Origin of the sequence: Oceanobacillus sp. AG (assembly GCF_009746545.1) — a bacterium.
GTDB lineage: Bacteria > Bacillota > Bacilli > Bacillales > Amphibacillaceae > Oceanobacillus > Oceanobacillus indicireducens.
Genome location: NZ_WOWT01000003.1, coordinates 203,739 through 224,502, shown reverse-complemented (window position 1 = coordinate 224,502; position 20,764 = coordinate 203,739). Strand labels below are relative to the sequence as shown.

The window sequence follows — 20,764 nt, the reverse complement described above, 5'->3', positions numbered from 1 at the left end:
CAGCTGTTAAGTTACAGACACAGAACAAAACGATGTACTCGATTTTATTTATTATTGGCCTCACTCATCTGTTGAATGATTCTTTGCAGGCTGTTATTCCGGCAATGTTTCCAATTTTAGAACGGTCACTTGGACTGACGTTCACACAGCTCGGGTTTATTACCTTTACGTTAAACATGGTCGCATCTGTCATGCAGCCGGTTGTCGGGATGTACACAGACCGGCGCCCAATGCCTTATGCCCTGCCATTAGGTTTGCTGTCAAGTATGTTCGGGATGCTTGGTCTTGCATTTGCTCCGAACCTTCCTACAATTTTAATCAGTGTTGTCTTAATCGGATTAGGTTCAGCAGTCTTTCATCCAGAAGGTTCGCGCGTTGCCTATCTTGCAGCAGGGAATAAGCGGGGACTTGCACAATCAATTTATCAAGTGGGGGGAAACAGTGGACAAGCGCTCGCACCTATTATTACTGCACTTGTTCTTGTACTGATGGGGCAATTCGGTGCGATTTGGTTTGTACTTGTTGCGTTTATCGCTTCCATGTTCCTTGTCTACATATCTAGGTGGTACGCCGGCCAAATAGAAGTCGTGAAGAAAGCAACGAAAAAGGAAAAGAAATCTACAGAGACAAAACAAAAGCAAAAACTGCCGAAAGTTATTCGCAATGCCGTGATTTTACTCGTATTTGTTGTGTTCGTTCGCTCTTTGTATCATAGTGCGATTTCAAATTACTATGCCTTTTACGCGATTCAAAATTACGGTGTCTCTATCGCCGAATCACAAACCTTTATTTTTGTGTTTCTTCTAACTGGAGCGATTGGTACATTTATCGGTGGTCCTCTCGCTGACCGTTTTGGGAAAAAAGCGGTTATTATGGGTTCCTTACTTGCTCCCGTGCCGTTAACCATCATACTCCCATATGTCGGCCCGCTCGTAGCACTTATTTTGATCGGAATAATTGGAACGCTTATCCTGTCAAGTTTCTCAGTTGCCGTAGTATATGGTCAGGAAATGGTACCAGGGAAAGTTGGCACGATGTCAGGTTTAATTGTCGGTCTTGCATTTGGAATGGGAGCAGTCGGTTCTGTATTTTTCGGAAGTTTAATTGACTGGATTGGCTTAAATCCTACAATGATTATTGTGTCATTTTTGCCATTACTTGGTTTATTGACAGTAATGCTTCCGTCCGATGAGAAATTAAGAGAAATCAACCGGGAATTGGGGCACGCAGGATATGTTTCCGAGTAACAGATTGAAAAAGCGATATTTGCTGATTCTATTATTCATATTACTCGTCACGATTGTTCTTTTGTTTTTCCGCTATGGCGGGGAGTTGCTTGTAACGGAAGATGATTTGGAAGATGTTGAGCAAACAGTGTTAGTACTGTTGATGGGAAGTGTCGGCGACCGGGCCCTTGGTGCACTTGAACTTTATGAAAACGAAAAAGTGGATCAAATATGGATGGTGCAGTCTCATCTCGAGGGACGTGAATTATTAGAAGAAAAAAATATTACCATTCCAGGGGATGCTGAATTAAGTAAAAGAATTTTAACAGATTCTGGTGTTCCGGAAGAAAAGATAACGATCATCCCTGGTGATGCAGAAAGTACGAAAGATGAAGCGCTGGCAGTGAGAAAATATGTACAGAATCACACGGAAATCGATCATTTGATTTTGACGACATCCAAATTCCATTCCTACCGCGCGAAGTTAATTTTCAATAAAGCGTTGAATGATAAAGGCATTACAATCTACTCATCCCCAACACCGTACGATCCGTATCAGGCACGAGGATGGTACAGGGACCGAGAAGATATCCAACGCGTCACAACGGAATATATGAAACTAGCACATTACTTCCTATTAGAACAATTCCAAATGAAATAAAGTGGGACACGGGGTCAACCTGTCCCACTTTTTCTGTCTATCCCATGAATCTATTAATATTACTTTACATCTTTCAACAAAACTAGGTATAATCAAATGGTGTGCAGCAAGCTATCTAAAAATATTCTATTCAACGAAGTTTCTTAATATTCAATCTTGTTGAATGAATGATGAAATTTATTTTCACCGACTTGTTTAGTTTATCACAAAACAAGAGCATGGGCATACTGAAAACAGCTAATCTACGTGACGAAGAAAGGAGAAATAAAATGGCGCAACAACAGAAGAACAAGGAATCCTATGTTGAGGTAATTGGAGATACTGTTTACGGCAAGCATCTTATTGCGACAATTAGTCTCAGTATTTCCTTAAGTTTAATTGGTTTCTTTATTGGAAAACAAATATTTCCCCATATTGCACCTGAACAAATGGTGAAGTCCTATTCTCTACTGCTCGGAATTGCGGGAAGTTTAATCGCACTTCTAATCAATACATTATTATTCAAACCAAAGCGGATACTGAATGAGACTCCAAATACGAGTGCTGAGCTTACCGCAGTGTATCAAAAACTGCAATTCGATATTGAAGAGGAACGGGAAGCGATATTGAATGATCCCGTGACAGCACAAGAAATGAAAGAGCAAGGAATCTATGACATGTTTATGGAAGAAAAGAGGGAAGAGCATTAATGAATGTATTATTACTTGCGATACTACTCGCAATTGTTGCGGGAGTCATATTTACTTTAATAGGTCTTATTTCAGGATCAGACGAAACGGCGGTTATGGTACCGGCAACGTTAATTGTCGTGTTACTTGGTGCGCCACCTGAAGCAGTGTTTGCATTCTTTATGTCGGCAGTACTTGCAAAGCACTTGACGCATGCAATTCCGACCGCATTAATGGGGGTCCCGGGAGACACGACGGCAGCTCCGATGCTTGAGCACGCGAACTTTATGCGCCGCATTGGTTTACCCCATATCGCCCTTAGAAAAATGATTTCGGGTGGAATTATTGGTGCATTCATTGCCCTTCCCATTGCATTATTATTCGCTGTATTCTTAAGTCAATTCGGGACATTTTTCCAGGATAATGCAGGTATTATATTTACTCTAGCTGCCGTATTGATCGGGTATGTTTCAAAAGGACGTTGGGTTAGTATTCTGCTCATTGTTCCCCTAGCTTTAATTATTCAAGGCTTGAATTTAGTCAGTACATCAATATTAGGGAGCGGCTTGTCCATCAGTTTCTTTCTAGGAATTGCGATTGGGCCGATGTTAACGGATATATTACTCGCGACTTCCCGTAGTGCACGCCCCAACATAGAACGGACGAAAAAGAATGAATATAAGCTTGCCCCTGAGCAGAAGTCTTGGTCCGGATATTTCCCAAACCCGTTTAAAGTATTAACGAAAAAACAGACAGCTGTGGTAGGGGGGACGTCTTTCCTTTCATCATTAACGTTTGCACTTAGCCCAGTTGGAATGACATCACTAATGGGAGAAATTGTTGGTTCGAGGGTGAAAGGGCAATATAAAAAATCGACAACTAGTCTTGCTACGATGAACGCAGTAACGGAATCGACTTATGTTGCGGAAACGCTTATCCCGCTTATTGCGTTTGGAATTCCACTTAGCCCGGTTGCGATTGGGCCGGCTCAAGCGTTATTTAACGCACCACCGGTATACACGACAGAACCGGTACATAATCTGCATACGTTGATGGCACCGATGGATTTCTTCATTTATGGTTTAATCGGATTGATTGTTGCATCGATCATTGCTTATCCATTTTCAATGAATTATGCGCGAAAAGCAACGGTGCTCGTGTTGAAACGAATTAATCAGGAAGCAATTATTGCAATGTTTATAGGGATCGTATGTCTGCTTGCATTTTACGAAGGCGGACTAGTTGCGGTATTCGTCACCTTTGCTATGGCCATGGTCGGCGGAATGCTGAACCGTTTCCTTGGAGTAGGCGTCGGAGTCCAGTTCATGGTATTTTACGGATCCAGCTGGATCATCTCAACATTACTAGGATTATAATAGAAAGCGGGACAAGGGGGTCAGAGCAAATGTCCCACCTGACTGGGACATTTGCTCTGACCCCCTGTCCCATCATTCTTGGATTCTTCGGTCTCGGACCATTGACGGTGATGGTTCTTGTCGGTGGAATCTTAGGAAACCTTGATTTACCTTATCCTCCAGAAATCATTGTACTCGCCGTCACGTCAGGAAGTGCGATTTCCATTTTACTTTCACCATTAATTATGCCCGTAATTACGTTAAATGGGGCGAATGGTTTGAGCGGCTTCAAAAATGGAATCAGGTTTAATTGGAAATATGCGCTTGTACTTTATGTTGTGGTGCAAATTTATGTGCAACTGATGGTTTTGTGGTAGCATGCCGCGAGCTAACTTCATTAAGCCAAAGATCAGGTTCTACTAGCTGATCGCCTCGTTTTTTTAAAAGCCCCTGCACATCTAAATTTACCATTTTGTCACAATTTCACGTATAATATAGTGCAAAATCATCGACCTATGTGATATAATGAACATGTAATTAAATGTGAGTCATTGAACAAATGAGTGGCTGATCATTATAGCTTTATTAAACAATAAGTAATGATGAACACCAATCCAGGAGGTTGATGAAAATGGCAACTGAAACAAAAGAAAAACTTCAATTTACCGGTGGAAAATGGGAAACTGAAATCGATGTGCGTGACTTTATTGTGAACAACTTTACACCCTATATGGAAGATGAAAGTTTCTTGGCAGGACCAACAAAGTCAACAGTTGAGTTATGGGATCATGTGATGGAATTAACAAGTAAAGAGCGAGAAAATGGTGGAGTATACGATATGGATACGAAAGTTGTATCCACGATAACGTCACATGGTCCAGGATATTTGGATCAATCAAAAGAAAAAGTTATCGGTGTACAAACTGATGCTCCGTTCAAGCGATCCCTTCAGCCTTTTGGAGGAATTCGGATGGCGGTTGATGCTGCCAAAGCTTATGGATTCGAGGTGGATGAGGAAGTAAAGCACATTTTCACAGAGTATCGTAAAACGCATAACCAAGGTGTATTTGACGCATATACTCCTGAAATTCGTGCAGCAAGAAGAGCTGGTATTATTACAGGACTCCCAGATGCTTACGGGCGTGGACGGATTATAGGTGACTACCGCCGGGTCGCATTATATGGGGTCGATCGTTTAATCGAGGATAAACAAGAACAGCTTCGTTCAGTTGGTGCAAATGGCATGATGAGTGAAGAAGTCATTAGAGACCGTGAAGAAATTAATGAGCAAATACGTGCATTACATGAATTAAAGCAGCTTGCTGAAAGTTATGGCTTCGACATTTCTAAGCCGGCAACCAACGCGCAAGAAGCATTTCAATGGCTATATTTCGGTTATCTTGCAGCAATTAAGGAACAAAACGGCGCCGCTATGAGTTTAGGTAGAGTGTCTACATTTCTAGATATTTATATAAATCGTGACTTGGAAAATGGTATTTTGACAGAAGAGGAGGCACAAGAGTTAGTCGACCATTTCGTAATGAAACTACGAATCGTCAAATTCTCAAGAACACCGGATTATAATGAACTGTTCAGTGGTGACCCGACATGGGTAACGGAATCCATCGGCGGGATTGCAAATGACGGAAGACCACTCGTTACAAAGAGTTCTTTCCGTTTCTTGCATACGTTAGATAATCTTGGACCGGCACCTGAGCCGAACTTAACCGTCCTTTGGTCCGAGCAATTACCGGAGAATTTTAAAAAATATTGTGCGAAGATGTCAATTAAATCAAGTGCAATCCAATATGAGAACGACGATATTATGCGTCCAATTTATGGCGATGACTATGGAATTGCCTGCTGTGTGTCTGCGATGGCAATTGGGAAACAAATGCAATTCTTCGGTGCCAGGGCTAACTTAGCGAAAGCACTCCTTTACGCGATAAATGGCGGAAAAGATGAAGTATCTGAAGTACAAGTTGCTCCACCATATGCCCCAATCAATACAGAGTACTTGGATTATGATGAAGTCATGGAAAAATATGATGATATGATGGAATGGCTGGCGAAGATTTATGTGAACACATTAAATATCATCCATTTCATGCATGATAAATACAGCTATGAACGAATTGAAATGGCATTACATGATAAAGAAGTTTTACGTACAATGGCTTGCGGGATTGCAGGTCTATCCGTTGCAGCCGACTCCTTAAGTGCGATTAAACATGCAAAAGTAAAAACAATCCGCAATGAAGCAGGGCTTGTCGTCGATTATGAAATCGAAGGAGATTTCCCGAAATACGGAAATAATGACAACCGTGTGGATGATATTGCAGTTTACCTTGTAAGAACATTTATGGAAAAAATCAAGCATTACAAAACATATCGTGATGCAGTGCCAACTCAATCGGTGCTGACGATTACATCCAACGTCGTGTACGGGAAGAAAACTGGTAATACACCAGATGGCAGAAAAGCAGGAGAAGCCTTTGCGCCAGGTGCGAACCCAATGCACGGCAGAGATAAGAATGGTGCTCTAGCGTCATTACTTTCCGTTGCGAAGTTACCTTATGAAGAATCACTGGACGGCATTAGTAATACATTTTCTATCGTACCGAGATCATTAGGTAAGGATGAAGATACTCGGGTCATGAACCTTGTTGCAATGTTGGACGGTTACGCAAATAAGGAAGGTCACCACTTGAATGTAAACGTATTTGACCGGGAAACATTGCTCGATGCGATGGAACATCCAGAGCGATATCCGCAGCTCACCATCCGCGTATCCGGTTATGCCGTTAACTTTATTAAGCTGACAAGAGAACAGCAAATTGAAGTGATTAACCGAACATTCCATGAAAGCAGATAAAAGCAAATGAGAAGGCAAGCGAAATGAAAGGGAGGTAGTAATATGCAAGGAAGAATTCATTCAGTCGAAACGTTCGGAACGGTAGATGGACCAGGACTGCGCTATATTATTTTTACACAGGGCTGTCCGCTCCGTTGCCAGTTCTGTCATAATCCCGATACATGGAAAATGAGTGATGGGAAAATGATGACAGTTCAAGAATTGATGGATGATATTCTTGATTATCTCCCTTTTTTCCAAGCTTCCGGAGGGGGAGTTACAGTAAGCGGCGGCGAACCCTTGTTACAATGCAAATTTTTGATTCACTTATTTAAGGAATTGAAGAAATATGGAATTCATACAACAATCGATACGTCTGGTGGTTTATTCAGTTCTTCTCCACATTATTTAGAAACATTAGATGAATTACTTGAGTTGACGGATCTTGTTTTACTCGATTTAAAACAAATCAATGCGGAAAAGCATAAAAAACTGACCGGGTTATCGAATGAACATATTTTAGCCTTTGCCAATCATTTAAAGGAAAAAGATGTCCCTGTCTGGGTGAGACATGTACTCGTGCCGGAACGAAGCGATTTCGATGAAGATTTACATGCACTAAGAAATTTCATCGATACATTACCGAATGTGGAAAAAATAGAAGTACTGCCTTATCATAAACTCGGAGTTTATAAGTATGAAGCACTTGGCATGGATTATCCATTAGAAGGAATCGAGCCACCGACAGAGGAGCGAGTACGAAATGCGGAAATGATACTAGGTTGTTAGGAGCAAAGGCGCAAGCGCCCTTACAGGCTAAGTACGCGACGTCCTGTCGCAACGCCTGTACTAGCACATCCTGTGCGTCGTAGCAACGTACAAACTGTGCCTCCTAGGACGGAAGGTAGTTCGATGTTGCCCCATACGTGAGCGAACTTAATCGAACTTCCCCTTTACGCAATGAGATAAAGGAAACATGCCCCTTTAAGGGTATGCCGTTGTTGGGCTTTAGCCCGTATTTAAGCGGCCCTCCTTTAGTTTTGAGTTGATGTTGACTTATCGATTGAAGGAGTGTGAAGTTTGGGACTGCGCACTGCTCGTCCCACCAAAAGATCTGCTAGTTGCTGGGCGCTGGAGCCGGAAGTGGCTAGCCTTGGATATCTAAGTTATCATAGCATTTTTATTTTATAGTTTCTTATAAGTGCAAAAGGGTTAATTAAAGCTTAGGCTTTGATTGGCCCTTTTTTTGATGTTTTTTCATTTTGACGAACGGTTCAAAAGCATTTAAGATGAAGGTGTGTGAAAAAATTCAAAAAAGTAGGATGAATAATGAAACGAAAAACTTCTTGGGTTCAAGCAGGGAAAAAACTTTTATTTACTAAACGAGCGATTACGTTTACGCTTGCGACATTGCTGTTTCTTGCACTACTTTATTTTATCCCCAGTCATGTCGATTGGAATGCTCGTGTTGCGATTTCTGTCATGGCGTATGGACTCTTACTTTGGGCAATGGAACCAATTCCGCTTGGGATGACTTCCGTTCTTACGCTTGTATTACTGCTTTTCTTAAACGGGACAACGATTGACACAGCTTTAAGCGGATTTGCATCATCCGCTGTTTTTTTAATCATTGCTGGAATGATGATCGCAAAGGCGGTCAATGCCACCTCCTTAATGGAGCGGGTTACTTATGCGATTCTTGCAAAATGGGGTAAGTCAGCAAAAGGGATTTTTGCTGGGATGTTTTTACTTATGCAGGTGCAGGCTTTTTTTATTCCGGCAACAGCGGTAAGAGCCCAGCTCATAACGCCGGTGGTTCTTTCCATATTGCGAGTAGTAGGTGCAGGTAGGGAAAGCAATTTCAGTAAGCTGATGCTTATCGGGACAGCTTTTGCGGGGAATATAAGTGGTACAGCGATTTTAACGGCTGCAATTGGAAATATCTTGACGATTGAAATTTTGCAATCCTATCTTGGAACGTCTTTATCCTATCTAGATTGGTTCATCTATGCATTGCCGATCTGGTTGCTTTTGATTATTACTATTCCGATCATCGTCTGGTTTTGCTACCCACCAGAGGACTATTCATTTAGTGATTTGCAGAAGGAGATGAAAGAGAAGCAGACGGCGCTAGGTAAGTTTTCCAGTAAGGAAATTAAATGTCTGCTCATCCTTATGCTTACAGTGATACTGTGGATGACCCAGGCCCTTCATGGTTATCATCCGACGATCCCCGCACTCTTAGCGGTTGTACTCCTAGCATTTCCTAGGATTGGAGTTGTCAAATGGAACAAAATAATCGATGTGAATTTCGACATGGTGCTGCTCATCGGTTCAACATTATCCCTTGGATTCGTCTTGATTGAAACAGGAGCAATCGATTTACTAGCGGGATTGTTTACAGCTGATATTGTTCAACAAGCCTTCAGTAACCCATGGCTTGCCTTATGTTTAGCCGTTATTTTATCGCAAATTTATCATCTTGGAGTAACAAATGTGTCGACAGCTGTTGTTACGCTGATGCCTGTCCTAATCGGCTTATCATTACAAGTAGGTATTGATCCGGTCGTTATTGCATTTGCCTCATCGGTTACAATGCTGTTCGGTTATATTTTAGTTGTGGAAACAATGCCAAACGTTGTAATTCATGGAACGGGTTTGATTAAGCAGCGAGATTTTTATTTGCCAGGAATTGTTGCAACGGTTGTAACTACAATCATTACGCTGCTCGTCGCATTTACATGGTGGCGTTGGCTAGGATTCTGGCCGTAATAATAGGGAAATTTAACTTAAATAACTTCTTTTTTTCATGGTATAGGAAATTATAAAATAAAAATGTTGTGGATGACTGGAATTGCTAATAATAGCCACGTCCGCCCTGCGCCCTTTCTACGACTTATGAAGACTTGCCAGAAGAGGTTATCCAGTTTACAAAGCTATGCATTCTCGATTATTTTGGATCCGCTGTCACTGCTGCCCCATTTGTTCGAAATCTCTTCATATCTTTTTCCTTTCACACATAAAGGAACTTGTTGCTTTTCGTTTTCATAAACAACGCTTATAATGTGATTGAAAGATAGGTTAAATTTAGTTATCAAAAAGTAAATTTTTGTTCTTGAAATATATAATACGAGGGGTGATGTTCATGGTAAGTGTACATAGAGATGATTTTTGTCCGTGTGGAAGTGGGAAAAAATATAAAATTTGTCACGGGGCGCCCAAATCCAAGGTCATTCAAATGGATACTAGTCGTTATGAATTTGAATTGGAACGATTAGAATCAGATCTTCTAAGCTTTGCCTGGTACGAATATGAAGAGGAATTGTCGGAAATGTCTGCTTCGGAAGCCCGCAAATATAATATAGATGATCAAGAAGTAATAGAGATTTTGAAGTACGGTCTTTTAGAATGGGCGATTTTTTATCAATCTTATCGCAAGGGACAATCCCTATTTGATGAATTTTATCGAAGAGAGAGGTATGCAATAAAGTATGAAAATGTTAGAAAAACATTTGAAAGTTGGAAGGAAGCTGTTCCATCCATCTATGAAATTATTGATATTACAGACACCTCTGTCACGTTTAAAGACCGGAGAAGCAAGGAAACATATACGTTGCTGAATAAAGAGCAAGACCTGGAGATGGAAGAAGTATTTATAGGAATATTAGTTCCTTCCATCCAATCTTATGACTATATGCTTATTCTGACTCCAGTTGTGAATTCGGAAATGTTGTGCAACGACAATCATCCAATCTATCAGCTTACGGACGAAGAATTCATTGAAAACTATCCGGAAATTTTAGTGAAATCAAGAGTGAACGAACACTTGGATGATAATTTTGCTATCGAGTGGGCAGATCCGCTGTACGGAGAAGTTATTGAAATTGTGACAGAGCAGATGAAAATGAAAGGGGCAGTTTCCGATCATTTTTTCGATATGGCGATTGTAATATGGAAATTATATACGGAAGCGGTACGTCCGACAATCAGAAAACCTGAAGGATTTGCTGCAGCGATTGAATTCATTGTTTATAACGCTAATTATGAAGAAGATTTGTCAAAAACAGAACTTGCAAGAAACTATGAAGTTGCTGTTTCAACCGTCACAAATAATATAAATAAAATGATGCCTGTCATCGTAAAAGAACTAACCAAAATACAAGAAGAAATAAATGAAATCATTTAACAACACGGAGTCAGAGGATTTATCTGGGACAAGGGCTCTGACCCCGTGTCCCAACCCCGTGTCCCAACCCCGTGTCCCAACCCCGTGTCCCAGAAGATTCCTCTCTTATCCAGTTTTTTTACGTTTTTCATTCTCGGAAATAATGTAGGCACATGCCGCGTCACCTGTAATGTTAACTGCTGTCCGCAGCATATCAAGCAGCCGGTCGATTCCAATTATTAGAGCAATCCCTTCAACCGGGAGCCCGATTTGCGAAAGGACCATTGCAAGCATGATTAGTCCGACACCTGGTACACCAGCCGTTCCAATACTAGCCAGTGTTGCTGTAAGAATAATCATAATGATTTCCGAGAATCCAAGATCAATCGCATACACTTGAGCGATAAACACAGCAGCTGTTGCTTGCATAATGGCTGTTCCATCCATATTGATTGTGGCGCCAAGGGGTTGAACAAAGCTGCTTATACTCTTGCTCACTCCAAGGTTTTCCTGAGCTGATTTCATTGAAATTGGTAAGGCTGCATTGGAACTTGACGTACTGAAAGCAACTGACATCGCCGGGAAAAAGCCTTTATAAAATGTCCAAGGATTTGCTTTTCCAAGCAGCCAGATGGCGAGACTATAAACAACAGCAGCATGGACAAATAGCCCGAGGATAACAGTTCCCATATATGCCCCCATTGAGCCGATTGCATCAAGTCCTGCTCCGCCAATCGCCGAGGCAATAAGCGCAAAAGCACCATATGGGGCTGCTTTCATAACTAGGTTAACAAGAAACATAAGAATGTCATTGGCTTGCGTGAACAAACGTTGGATACCTTGTGTTTTATCTTGTAGAAAGGCAAGTGCGATACCGATGAAGATGGCAAATGCAATGATTTGCAACATATCACCGGAAGACATGGCAGACACTGGATTCGTAGGAATAATATTAACGATTGTTTCAACAACTGGCGGGGCTTCAGCCGCTTCGTAATCTGCAGCATCTACATCAAAGACACCTTCCGTCCCTGGCTTGATCATAAAGGCAAGCGCAAGGCTAATACATATAGCAATTGCAGTCGTAATAAGGAAAAAGCTAATCGTCTGAATTCCAATCCTACCTAGCTTAGCCGGCTCACCTAGACCAGCGGTACCGAGCACAATCGAGACAAAGACAATGGGAACAACGAGCATCATAATCAAGTTGATGAACACTTGACCAACCGGAGTTAATAAATACATATCAAGTGGTGAGAAAACGCTTTCAGGAATAAACGTTAAAATAATACCTGCAATGACACCAAGAACAAGGGCGATTAAAATCTTTTTCGTCAGACTCATTCATCCGCCTCCTCATCTTTGTTGGTATGGGTTACAATTATATTCCCTATAGTTTATGCTTTTAAAACATAGTTAGAACGGAAATATTAACCCTGACGCACCACCAGCCATTCAAATGCTATCCAATTTAATACTTGGAAAAAGAACGGGAACTAAATCAGTACGAGAAAAAAGATTTTAGAAGAAGCATGTATTGAATGTAAAAATTTAAGCGGGTTAATTAAGGAAGTCTCCTTGAAAACCCGTTTTTTTACTTCTCTACGAAACAGCAGCTTTCATTCAGCGGAAATGTTTAGCACGTTCTCTTGGCTAGACCTCTAATCGCCGTTCAGTTGCCCGGTGGACTGCGGACCTCCAGAGGTAAGTTGCACCCACTTAAGGTGAATGAAAGTAATAAGCAACTCAATAAAAAAAATAACATGTATCACTATTAATCATACAAACTATTCGATATTATCTAGCAAAAGGCTTATAATGAAGGATAAGAGTGAAAAGAACGGCAACTTGAGGAATAATAATTGGAAGGGAGAGAGCGTCTATGGTGAATATTACCGATAAATTCGGGAGACCACTTCAGGATTTACGCATTTCTGTTACAGACCGCTGCAATTTCCGGTGCACATACTGTATGCCACGGGAGATATTTGGTCCGGATTATGCTTTTTTACCAAAGGAGCAATTACTAAGTAATGATGAAATCACAAGACTTGCGACTGCTTTCGTTGAGCTTGGCGTGAATAAAATTAGATTAACCGGCGGTGAGCCGCTACTAAGAAGGGATCTCCCACAACTGATTGAACAACTAAACGGAATTGATGGCCTTGAAGATATTGCTTTAACGACGAATTCCTCTCTGCTTCCGGTTAAGGCGGAAGCGATTAAAAATGCAGGTCTGAAACGGATTAATGTAAGCTTGGATGCCCTCGATAATGAAACGTTCCAAGCGATCAATGATAGTGGAGTAAGTACTGAACGAGTGCTTAAAGGAATCGATGAAGCGCTGAAAGTCGGCTTGCATGTGAAAGTTAATATGGTCGTTAAGAAAGGCATGAATGAACAGGAAATTATCCCGATGGCGAAATTTTTTAAAGAAAAAGGAGTTACGTTGCGATTTATTGAATTCATGGATGTTGGCACGACGAATGGGTGGGACTTCAGTAAAGTCGTAACGAAAAAAGAAATCCTTGACAACATTACGAAGCATTTTGACGTCGAGCCGGTTGACCCGGATTACCTTGGCGAAGTGGCGAAACGTTACCGCTATAAAGGAACAGATACAGAAGTCGGTTTCATTACATCTGTGTCTGAATCATTCTGTTCGACTTGTACCCGCGCCCGCATTGCGGCAGATGGGAAACTTTATACCTGTCTCTTTGCTTCCAGTGGGTATGACCTAAAGGAGCTTGTCCGCTCGGAAACAGATGACGGAAAAATTAAAGAAACAATAGCTTCAATTTGGGGCAAGCGAACAGACCGGTATTCAGATGAACGCACAGAACAAACAGCGAAAAATAAGAAAAAAATCGAAATGTCTTATATCGGTGGTTAAAATGGATTGCGAGAAAAGAAAGGAAATGAAGTGATGAATGAACGATATTCGCGACAAGCTTTATTTAAACCGATTGGAGAATCCGGTCAGGAAAAAATCAATCAAAAACATGTTCTCATTGTTGGCTGCGGGGCACTAGGAACAGCTAATGCCGCGAATCTCGTCCGGTCTGGAATTGGTAAACTGACAATCATTGATCGCGACTATGTGGAACTTAGTAACCTCCAGCGCCAGCAATTATTCACGGAAAAGGATGCGAAAAATCAAATCCCAAAAGTGGTAGCGGCAAAAGAAAAATTGAAAGCGATTAATCCGGAGGTGGAAATTGCCGCATATATTCTTGATGTTACTGGAGAGGACTTTGCACCACTGCTTGAGGGAGCGGATCTTGTAATTGATGCGACTGATAACTTCGACATTCGCTTCATTATGAATGACCTGATTCATAAATACAAGCTCCCATGGATATTCGGTTCTGTCGTCGGTAGTACAGGGATGAGCTATACGATTTTACCTGGTGAAACACCATGCTTAGCTTGTATTTTAAATACAACGACGATGACTGGCGCCACATGCGATTCAGTTGGAATCATTGCTCCGGCAGTACAAATGGTTGTTGCCCACCAATCTGCAGAAGCATTAAAACTGCTCGTAGAAGATGAAGAGGCTTTAAGAACCGGGCTTATCATGTTTGATCTCTGGTCCAATCAATATCAGACGATTAAGGTTGACCGGGCAAAAAAAGCAGATTGTCCAACATGCGGTACAAATCCGGCGTACCCAGCATTAAGTTATGATGATAGAACAAAAACAGAAGTCCTCTGCGGCAGAAATACCGTACAAATAAGGGCGAAGCGTGACGTTGTTTTACCAGACCTTGCAAGCAAGCTGGGAAGGCTTGGTCAAGTTAATGTGAATGACTTTTTACTATCCCTTCAATATGATGATTTACGGATTGTTATTTTTAAAGATGGTCGGACTTTCATTCATGGGACCGATTCAATTGAACAAGCAAGGAAAATTTATTACCAGCTTGTTGGTTAGGAGGTTATTCAATGGTAGAAATACGTACACCTATTGAGGTGGACGATGCAATTCAAAGGGTCATGCAACACGCGGTAAAAGGAGAGAAGACGTCAATCCTTCTTGAAGAGAGCCACGGTTTTTTTCTTGCGGAAGATTTGATTAGTGATCATGCTGTTCCTCCCTTTGATCGAACACGATATGACGGATTTGCCGTTCGGGCAAACGATACTGGAAATGGTCTTAGTAAACTGGAAGTAGTTGGTGAAATTGGGGCGGGTAGTATATTCGAAGGAACCGTTCAGGAAAATGAAGCCGTCCGGATTATGACCGGTGCTGAGATCCCAGGCGGGTGCGATGCGGTGATTATGCTGGAGGATGTAGAGGAAAAGAGGCAAGATGGAAAGACATTTATCGAGTTTACTAGAAAACTAACATCGTTTGAAAATATTACAAAAACAGGTGAAGATACGAAAAGAGGCGAAGTGCTTGTACAAAAGGGGACATACATAAATCCAGGAATTATGGCGTTGCTCGCGACCTTTGGTTACAGCGAAGTTCCCGTCGTTAAGCAACCGCTAGTAGGAATTATTTCTACTGGTAGTGAGCTTCTATCAGTGGATGCAGCACTAGAACCGGGCAAAATAAGGGACAGTAATTCTTACATGTTAATCGGGCAAATTGAGCGGGCTGGTGGCATCCCCGTTTCCCTCGGCCAGTTTGCGGATGAGTTTGAAATTTGCTATGACCAAGTTGTTGCTGCGCTGGAAAAGATAGATATATTGCTTACAACGGGTGGTGTATCTGTCGGCGATTATGATTATATCCCAGATATTTTAAAGAGATTAAATGCGAATGTATTGTTTAATAAAATTAAAATGCGTCCCGGCTCTGTTACAACGGTAGCAGAGGTTGATGGTAAACCATTTTTCGGTTTATCAGGCAATCCATCCTCCTGTTATGTCGGCTTTGAAATGTACGCAAGGCCTGTAATCCGTCACTTTTTGCATATGGAGAAGCCCTATTTGAAAAGGCTAAGGGCAGAGCTTGGTGCCGACTTTCCGAATGCTAATCCATTTCATCGATTCGTCCGGGGTAAGCTCGTATATGAAAATGGGAAAGTAATTGCAGTTCCTGTTGGCCTTGATAAACCGAATATCGTTACTTCCTTAGCTGAAGCAAATATACTTATTGTGCTCCCTGGAAATAAAGAAGGCTATGAAAAAGGTGAACAGATAACAGTGATTTCCCTGGAGGAGCAGTCTGGAGTTACATGGGGAGATTGGTTGAAAGGGGGAGAACTTGTGTGACAGAGAAAATGTATGAAATTGTGAAAGAGCCAATCGATACGGAGGCTGTAATTCAGAAGGTGATACGCAGAGAAGCTGGGGCAATCACTACCTTTCTCGGGATTGCGAGAGAATGGACCCAGGGCAGGAAAACAATTTATCTTGAATACGATGCTTACGTAGCGATGGCCGAGAAGAAGCTTGCTGAAATAGGAGATGAAGTAAAGGGAAAATGGCCAGAAACAGAAGTCGCAGTCACCCATAGAATCGGGCGTCTGGATATATCGGAGACTGCTGTATGTATCGCTGTCTCTTCCCCCCATCGCAAGGCTGCTTATGAAGCAAATGAATATGTTATTGAGCGCATTAAGCAGATTGTCCCGATTTGGAAAAAGGAACATTGGGAAGATGGGGAGACATGGATTGGTAACCAGTTGGAAACACAAGTCTATCCAACTGGTGCACGAAAGGAGAGTGGGAAGCAGTAGTTTCATATGTTTAATCGGTACGTTGAAGGGGAATTCAATTTTGGATCTATTAATATGGAAGGGGATGATGAAACATGACAGAAAATATAAAAGTATTGAATCCAGCTACAGGTGAATTAGTAGAAGAGGTAACGATCGACACAGAGGAAGATATTCAGGCGAAACTTGAAAAGGTTGCAGATGGGTTCAATAAGTGGAAGAAAGTGAATGCCCATGAACGTGCACGTCTGCTGCGGAAATGGTCTGAAAAGGTATTAGAGCAGAAGGAAGAAATTGCCCGCGTGATGACACTGGAGAGTGGGAAGCCGCTTTCTGAGTCTCTTGGAGAAGTTGAATATGCAACAAGCTATATTGATTGGTTTGCAGAAGAAGCAAAACGGATTTACGGGAGAACCGTTCCAGCGAATACCGAGTCTAAGCGTATCCTCGTGACCCGCCAGCCAATAGGAGTGGTTGCAGCAATTACACCATGGAACTTCCCTGCAGCAATGATGACGAGAAAAGCTGCACCGGCACTTGCTGCGGGCTGTACATTTATCGTAAAACCGGCAAGTGAAACTCCACTTACAACGATTAAGCTGATTGAACTAGCATATGAAGCAGGAATTCCAGAAGATGTGGTCCAATATGTCGTCAATGGTTCAGGGAGAACGGTCGGTGAGATTTTCACAGATAGTCCACTCGTGAGAAAAATTACATTTACCGGTTCAACTCCAGTTGGAAAACAGTTAATTAAACAAAGTGCCGATTCGGTAAAACACGTATCGATGGAACTTGGTGGGCATGCCCCCCTCATCATTACGAAAGATGCCGACCTTGACATCGCAGTTCCACAAACTATTGTATCTAAGTTCCGTAACGCTGGCCAAACTTGTATTTGTGCAAACCGAGTCCTCGTTGCAAAAGAAATTGTAGACGAATTCGCTGACAGACTTGTAAGGGAAGTAGCAAAATTAAAAGTTGGAAACGGACTGGAAGAAGATACTCAAATCGGCCCGGTCATCAATGGGGACGGCTTTAGAAAAGTTGTCAGTCAAATCGATGATGCCGTTGAAAAAGGTGCTGAAGTACTTACAGGGAATAAATTCGATAAAGATGATGATAAAGGCTATTACTTCATCTATCCTACCGTTCTTAAACAAGTAACTGGCGAAATGGATATCATGCAGGAGGAAACTTTTGGCCCCGTGCTTCCAATTACTGTGTTTGATACGGTGGAAGAAGCGATTGATATCGCAAATAACACACCATTCGGTTTAGCTGCATACTTCTTTACAAATGATTACCGGACAGGTACGTATTTACATGAACATCTAACCTTTGGTGTCATTGGTTGGAATGATGGTGCCCCGTCTGCTGCACACGCTCCGTTCGGTGGTTTAAAGGAAAGCGGAATCGGAAAAGAAGGCGGACTTGAAGGAATTGAACCATATTTGGAAACAAAATATTTATCCATTGGTGGTTTAGAGTGAAAGGACAGGGAAAGTGCTCCGTTCCTTTCTTCTAATATGCACACGGACAATCAGAATTCCTGTTGCATATTGTAGAAGAGAAGGAGGGATACCATGGTTGAAAAATTAAGCTGGCTGCTTGCTGCAATTGCTTCCGGATTTGCGTTTATCGGTTTAAGCTACCTCATCCCGGAAGAATATTCAACCTTAGGGACAGTCTTTTTCATTATAGGAGCAATTGCAGTGGTAGTCTTTGCAGCAACGATAATTGTTAATACGTTAACTAGTTTAGTGAGAGGACAGGCAGGGAGCTAAAGAGAAAATATATTATTATATCTAAAAATAAGGACGTTCTGAGGATTCTCCTTGACGTCCTTTTTTGTAGTATAATGAATGAGTTAAGATTAGATTATTAGATAAGGAGTGTTTACGTGAATAAAAAGGATATTGCTAGTTTTCGCAGGCAGTTAAAGCCGGAAAATGATTTATTGAAAATAAATGAAGTATTTAACGTATATATTATGAAAGATTCAAGTGAAATCTATCATCAGGAGAGCACACCATTTGAAATGTTAGAGAGAGAGCAACAAGAATTGTTTATGAACAATTTTAAGAAAGTACTTGCAGGCCAACTCGATAGGAAGCTGTTTGAATTAAGATTCGCTCACGAAGCGGAAAACAGTACCCAGTTGCTTCTCCATCAAGGCGTGCTGACTGAACATAGTGAAACATGGAGAGATCGTATGCTGCAGATTGTAGAGAAGATGTTGGAAGTAAAGCAGTATGAGGAAGATATTATCGTTACATTCACAAAAGGTGAATATTTGAAGACGGTAAAACCGAGCAGTGAAGAAACCGAGGAGAATGAACGAGATAAAGTCTATTCCCATTTCTTTATTATGTGTACGATAAATACGACTCAGGAGCCGAGGAAAGAATTGGCGTTTGATTATGTGGAAAAAGAATTTAAATACAATATTGAAGTCGATCCAATTATTGATTTGAATGCCCCTATAGGAGGTTTTCTGTTCCCATGTTTTACAGAAGGTGTATCAGATGTGAACCATGTCCTTTATTCGACAGGAAAATCAAAGGAATTGGATTTCTCCTTTATTGAAGACGTACTGAACGCAGAAGAAATTATGACAGCTGAAGAGGATAAGATTGTATTTGAAGAGATAGTTAAAGACGTTGCCGGGGAACAGTTTACAACAGCGACACTTGCAAATGTGTATGATGAGATCCAGCAGGTGATTGAAGAAACGGACCCGGATGATACACCGAAGCTTGATTATCGAGATATGGAAACTGTTTTAAGCAGCAGCGGTATAGAAAATGTACAACCGGAAGCTGTAGAGGAAGCCTTTAAAAAGGTAATCAACGATGAGAAGTTCGAATTAAAGGCAACGAATGTTGTACCGAAATATGATTCTAAATCAATTAAAATCAAAACGAAAGCTGCCGATTTGAAGGTGAGCCCGAGTGAATTACGGTACATTCGCCAGATGCGACTCGACGGGAAACTTTGTCTTGTCATTGAACTAGAAGAAAATACGGTGATTGAAGGGTTTGAAATCATCGAGGAAGATTTAGGTAAGAGTGAGCCGGGAAAGGACTCAGATGAATCAATTGTGTTATAGTTTAAATAAATAAAAATATTCCAAGGAGGAGAAAAGATGAGTATACACAGGCACCAACATACACATATGACAATTCATGATTTCCAAACGCATATGCATATTGGCTGGGACAAAGATATACCGCCGATTGCTGAAGTCGATTCTGGACAGACGATTACATTTGAAATTAGTGAAGCTTCCGGCGGACAATTTACGAAGCGTTCGACGAAGGAAGATGTTGCTTCCCTGGACTTTTCCAAAGTAAATCCGGTCGCTGGCCCGATTTATATTAAAGATGCGGAACCGGGGGATACGCTTGAAGTTGAAATGATAAATTTCCAGCAACTCGATTGGGGTTGGACAGCGATTATTCCTGGTTTTGGTCTATTAGCGGATGATTTCGAGGAACCCCATATTAAGACATTCGATCTCACAAAACCGAATACGACCGAATTTCTACATGGAATCGATTTGTTCATCAAACCCTTCCCCGGAACAATCGGTGTAGCCCTGCCGGAAGAAGGGAATTTCGGTGTCGTTCCACCTCGGCAAAATGGCGGGAATATCGACATTCGCCATATGACCCGAGGGACAAAATTATACTTACCGGTGTGGGTGGAAGGTGCCTTGTTCTCCATCGGTGATACACATGCTGCGCAAGGGGATGGCGAAGTTTGCGGTACAGCGATTGAAGCCTCGATGGAAGCGACTGTACGGTTTAAACTACATAAGGGTAAGACAATCGCCGAGCCGCGTTATGAAATTCCTGGACCTCCAACTCCTGAGGCGGATAGCCATGGATACTATGTAACGACCGGATTTGGTCCAGATTTAATGGAAGCATCCAGAAAAGCAATAAAATATATGATTGAACATCTCATGGACACATACGGTATGAAAGCTGAAGAAGCATATATGCTATGCAGTCTAGCAGTTGACTTACGTATAAGTGAAATTGTCAATGCACCGAACATGCTTGTTTCCGCTTTCCTCCCAAATGCTATATTCAAATAATGAACATGAAAAATAAGTCACCGAGAGAATATCTCTCGGTGACTTATTTCATTAAAAT

18 protein-coding genes are annotated in these 20,764 nt (G+C 41.6%); 17 read left to right on the top strand and 1 reads right to left on the bottom strand.

Going from position 1 to position 20,764, the window contains the following annotated elements:
• Positions 1-32 precede the first annotated feature (32 nt).
• The 9 genes from GN217_RS02385 (at position 33) to GN217_RS02345 (ending at position 10,950) form a co-directional block, all read left to right on the top strand.
• Entirely contained in the window at positions 33-1,247 is a 1,215-nt protein-coding gene (locus tag GN217_RS02385; protein ID WP_156855025.1) for an MFS transporter, read from the top strand.
• A gap of 4 nt (positions 1,248-1,251) precedes the next feature.
• On the top strand, positions 1,252-1,887 hold the full coding sequence (locus GN217_RS02380; RefSeq protein ID WP_198042564.1) for a YdcF family protein: 636 nt from the start codon (positions 1,252-1,254) through the stop codon (positions 1,885-1,887).
• A gap of 269 nt (positions 1,888-2,156) precedes the next feature.
• Entirely contained in the window at positions 2,157-2,576 is a 420-nt protein-coding gene (locus GN217_RS02375; RefSeq protein ID WP_156855023.1) for a hypothetical protein, read from the top strand.
• A complete protein-coding gene (locus tag GN217_RS02370; protein WP_156854884.1) occupies positions 2,576-3,931 on the top strand; it encodes a tripartite tricarboxylate transporter permease in 1,356 nt (451 codons plus the stop codon). The genes GN217_RS02375 and GN217_RS02370 overlap by 1 nt, the downstream gene beginning before the upstream one ends.
• A gap of 29 nt (positions 3,932-3,960) precedes the next feature.
• Positions 3,961-4,287 (top strand): hypothetical protein, encoded by a 327-nt coding sequence (locus tag GN217_RS02365; RefSeq protein WP_370459694.1) that lies wholly within the window; start codon positions 3,961-3,963, stop codon positions 4,285-4,287.
• Between the two features lie 254 nt (positions 4,288-4,541).
• The gene (gene pflB, locus GN217_RS02360) at positions 4,542-6,785 is read left to right on the top strand and encodes a formate C-acetyltransferase (RefSeq protein WP_370459693.1); all 2,244 of its coding nucleotides are present in this window, start codon (positions 4,542-4,544) and stop codon (positions 6,783-6,785) included.
• 42 nt (positions 6,786-6,827) lie between these two features.
• Complete coding sequence (gene pflA, locus GN217_RS02355) at positions 6,828-7,553, top strand: pyruvate formate-lyase-activating protein (protein ID WP_156854880.1); 726 nt, start codon at positions 6,828-6,830, stop codon at positions 7,551-7,553.
• Between the two features lie 540 nt (positions 7,554-8,093).
• Positions 8,094-9,536, top strand: coding sequence for an SLC13 family permease (locus tag GN217_RS02350; RefSeq protein WP_156854878.1), 1,443 nt, complete (start codon positions 8,094-8,096; stop codon positions 9,534-9,536).
• Positions 9,537-9,909: 373 nt separating this feature from the next.
• Positions 9,910-10,950, top strand: a complete 1,041-nt coding sequence (locus GN217_RS02345; protein WP_198042563.1) for an SEC-C domain-containing protein — start codon at positions 9,910-9,912, stop codon at positions 10,948-10,950.
• Positions 10,951-11,055: 105 nt separating this feature from the next.
• Here GN217_RS02345 and GN217_RS02340 read toward each other — a convergent pair whose 3' ends face one another.
• Positions 11,056-12,273 carry a dicarboxylate/amino acid:cation symporter gene (locus GN217_RS02340; protein ID WP_156854874.1) on the bottom strand — a complete coding sequence of 406 codons (1,218 nt, stop codon included), beginning with the start codon at positions 12,271-12,273 and terminating at the stop codon, positions 11,056-11,058.
• Positions 12,274-12,811: 538 nt separating this feature from the next.
• Between GN217_RS02340 and moaA the strand changes: the two genes are divergently transcribed.
• From moaA to GN217_RS02300, 8 genes are all read left to right on the top strand, one after another.
• Entirely contained in the window at positions 12,812-13,822 is a 1,011-nt protein-coding gene (gene moaA, locus GN217_RS02335) for a GTP 3',8-cyclase MoaA (protein WP_156854872.1), read from the top strand.
• 33 nt (positions 13,823-13,855) lie between these two features.
• The gene (locus GN217_RS02330) at positions 13,856-14,866 is read left to right on the top strand and encodes a MoeB/ThiF family adenylyltransferase (protein WP_156855021.1); all 1,011 of its coding nucleotides are present in this window, start codon (positions 13,856-13,858) and stop codon (positions 14,864-14,866) included.
• An 11-nt stretch (positions 14,867-14,877) separates the two neighbouring features.
• Complete coding sequence (locus tag GN217_RS02325; protein ID WP_156854870.1) at positions 14,878-16,155, top strand: molybdopterin molybdotransferase MoeA; 1,278 nt, start codon at positions 14,878-14,880, stop codon at positions 16,153-16,155.
• Positions 16,152-16,622 (top strand): molybdenum cofactor biosynthesis protein MoaE, encoded by a 471-nt coding sequence (locus tag GN217_RS02320; RefSeq protein ID WP_156854868.1) that lies wholly within the window; start codon positions 16,152-16,154, stop codon positions 16,620-16,622. The genes GN217_RS02325 and GN217_RS02320 overlap by 4 nt, the downstream gene beginning before the upstream one ends.
• A gap of 74 nt (positions 16,623-16,696) precedes the next feature.
• Positions 16,697-18,094, top strand: coding sequence for an NAD-dependent succinate-semialdehyde dehydrogenase (locus GN217_RS02315; protein WP_156854866.1), 1,398 nt, complete (start codon positions 16,697-16,699; stop codon positions 18,092-18,094).
• Between the two features lie 93 nt (positions 18,095-18,187).
• Positions 18,188-18,388, top strand: a complete 201-nt coding sequence (locus tag GN217_RS02310) for a hypothetical protein (protein WP_156854864.1) — start codon at positions 18,188-18,190, stop codon at positions 18,386-18,388.
• Positions 18,389-18,504: 116 nt separating this feature from the next.
• On the top strand, positions 18,505-19,713 hold the full coding sequence (locus GN217_RS02305) for a DUF4317 domain-containing protein (protein ID WP_156854862.1): 1,209 nt from the start codon (positions 18,505-18,507) through the stop codon (positions 19,711-19,713).
• Between the two features lie 36 nt (positions 19,714-19,749).
• Positions 19,750-20,706, top strand: a complete 957-nt coding sequence (locus GN217_RS02300; RefSeq protein ID WP_188855985.1) for an acetamidase/formamidase family protein — start codon at positions 19,750-19,752, stop codon at positions 20,704-20,706.
• The last annotated feature ends 58 nt before the right edge of the window (positions 20,707-20,764 follow it).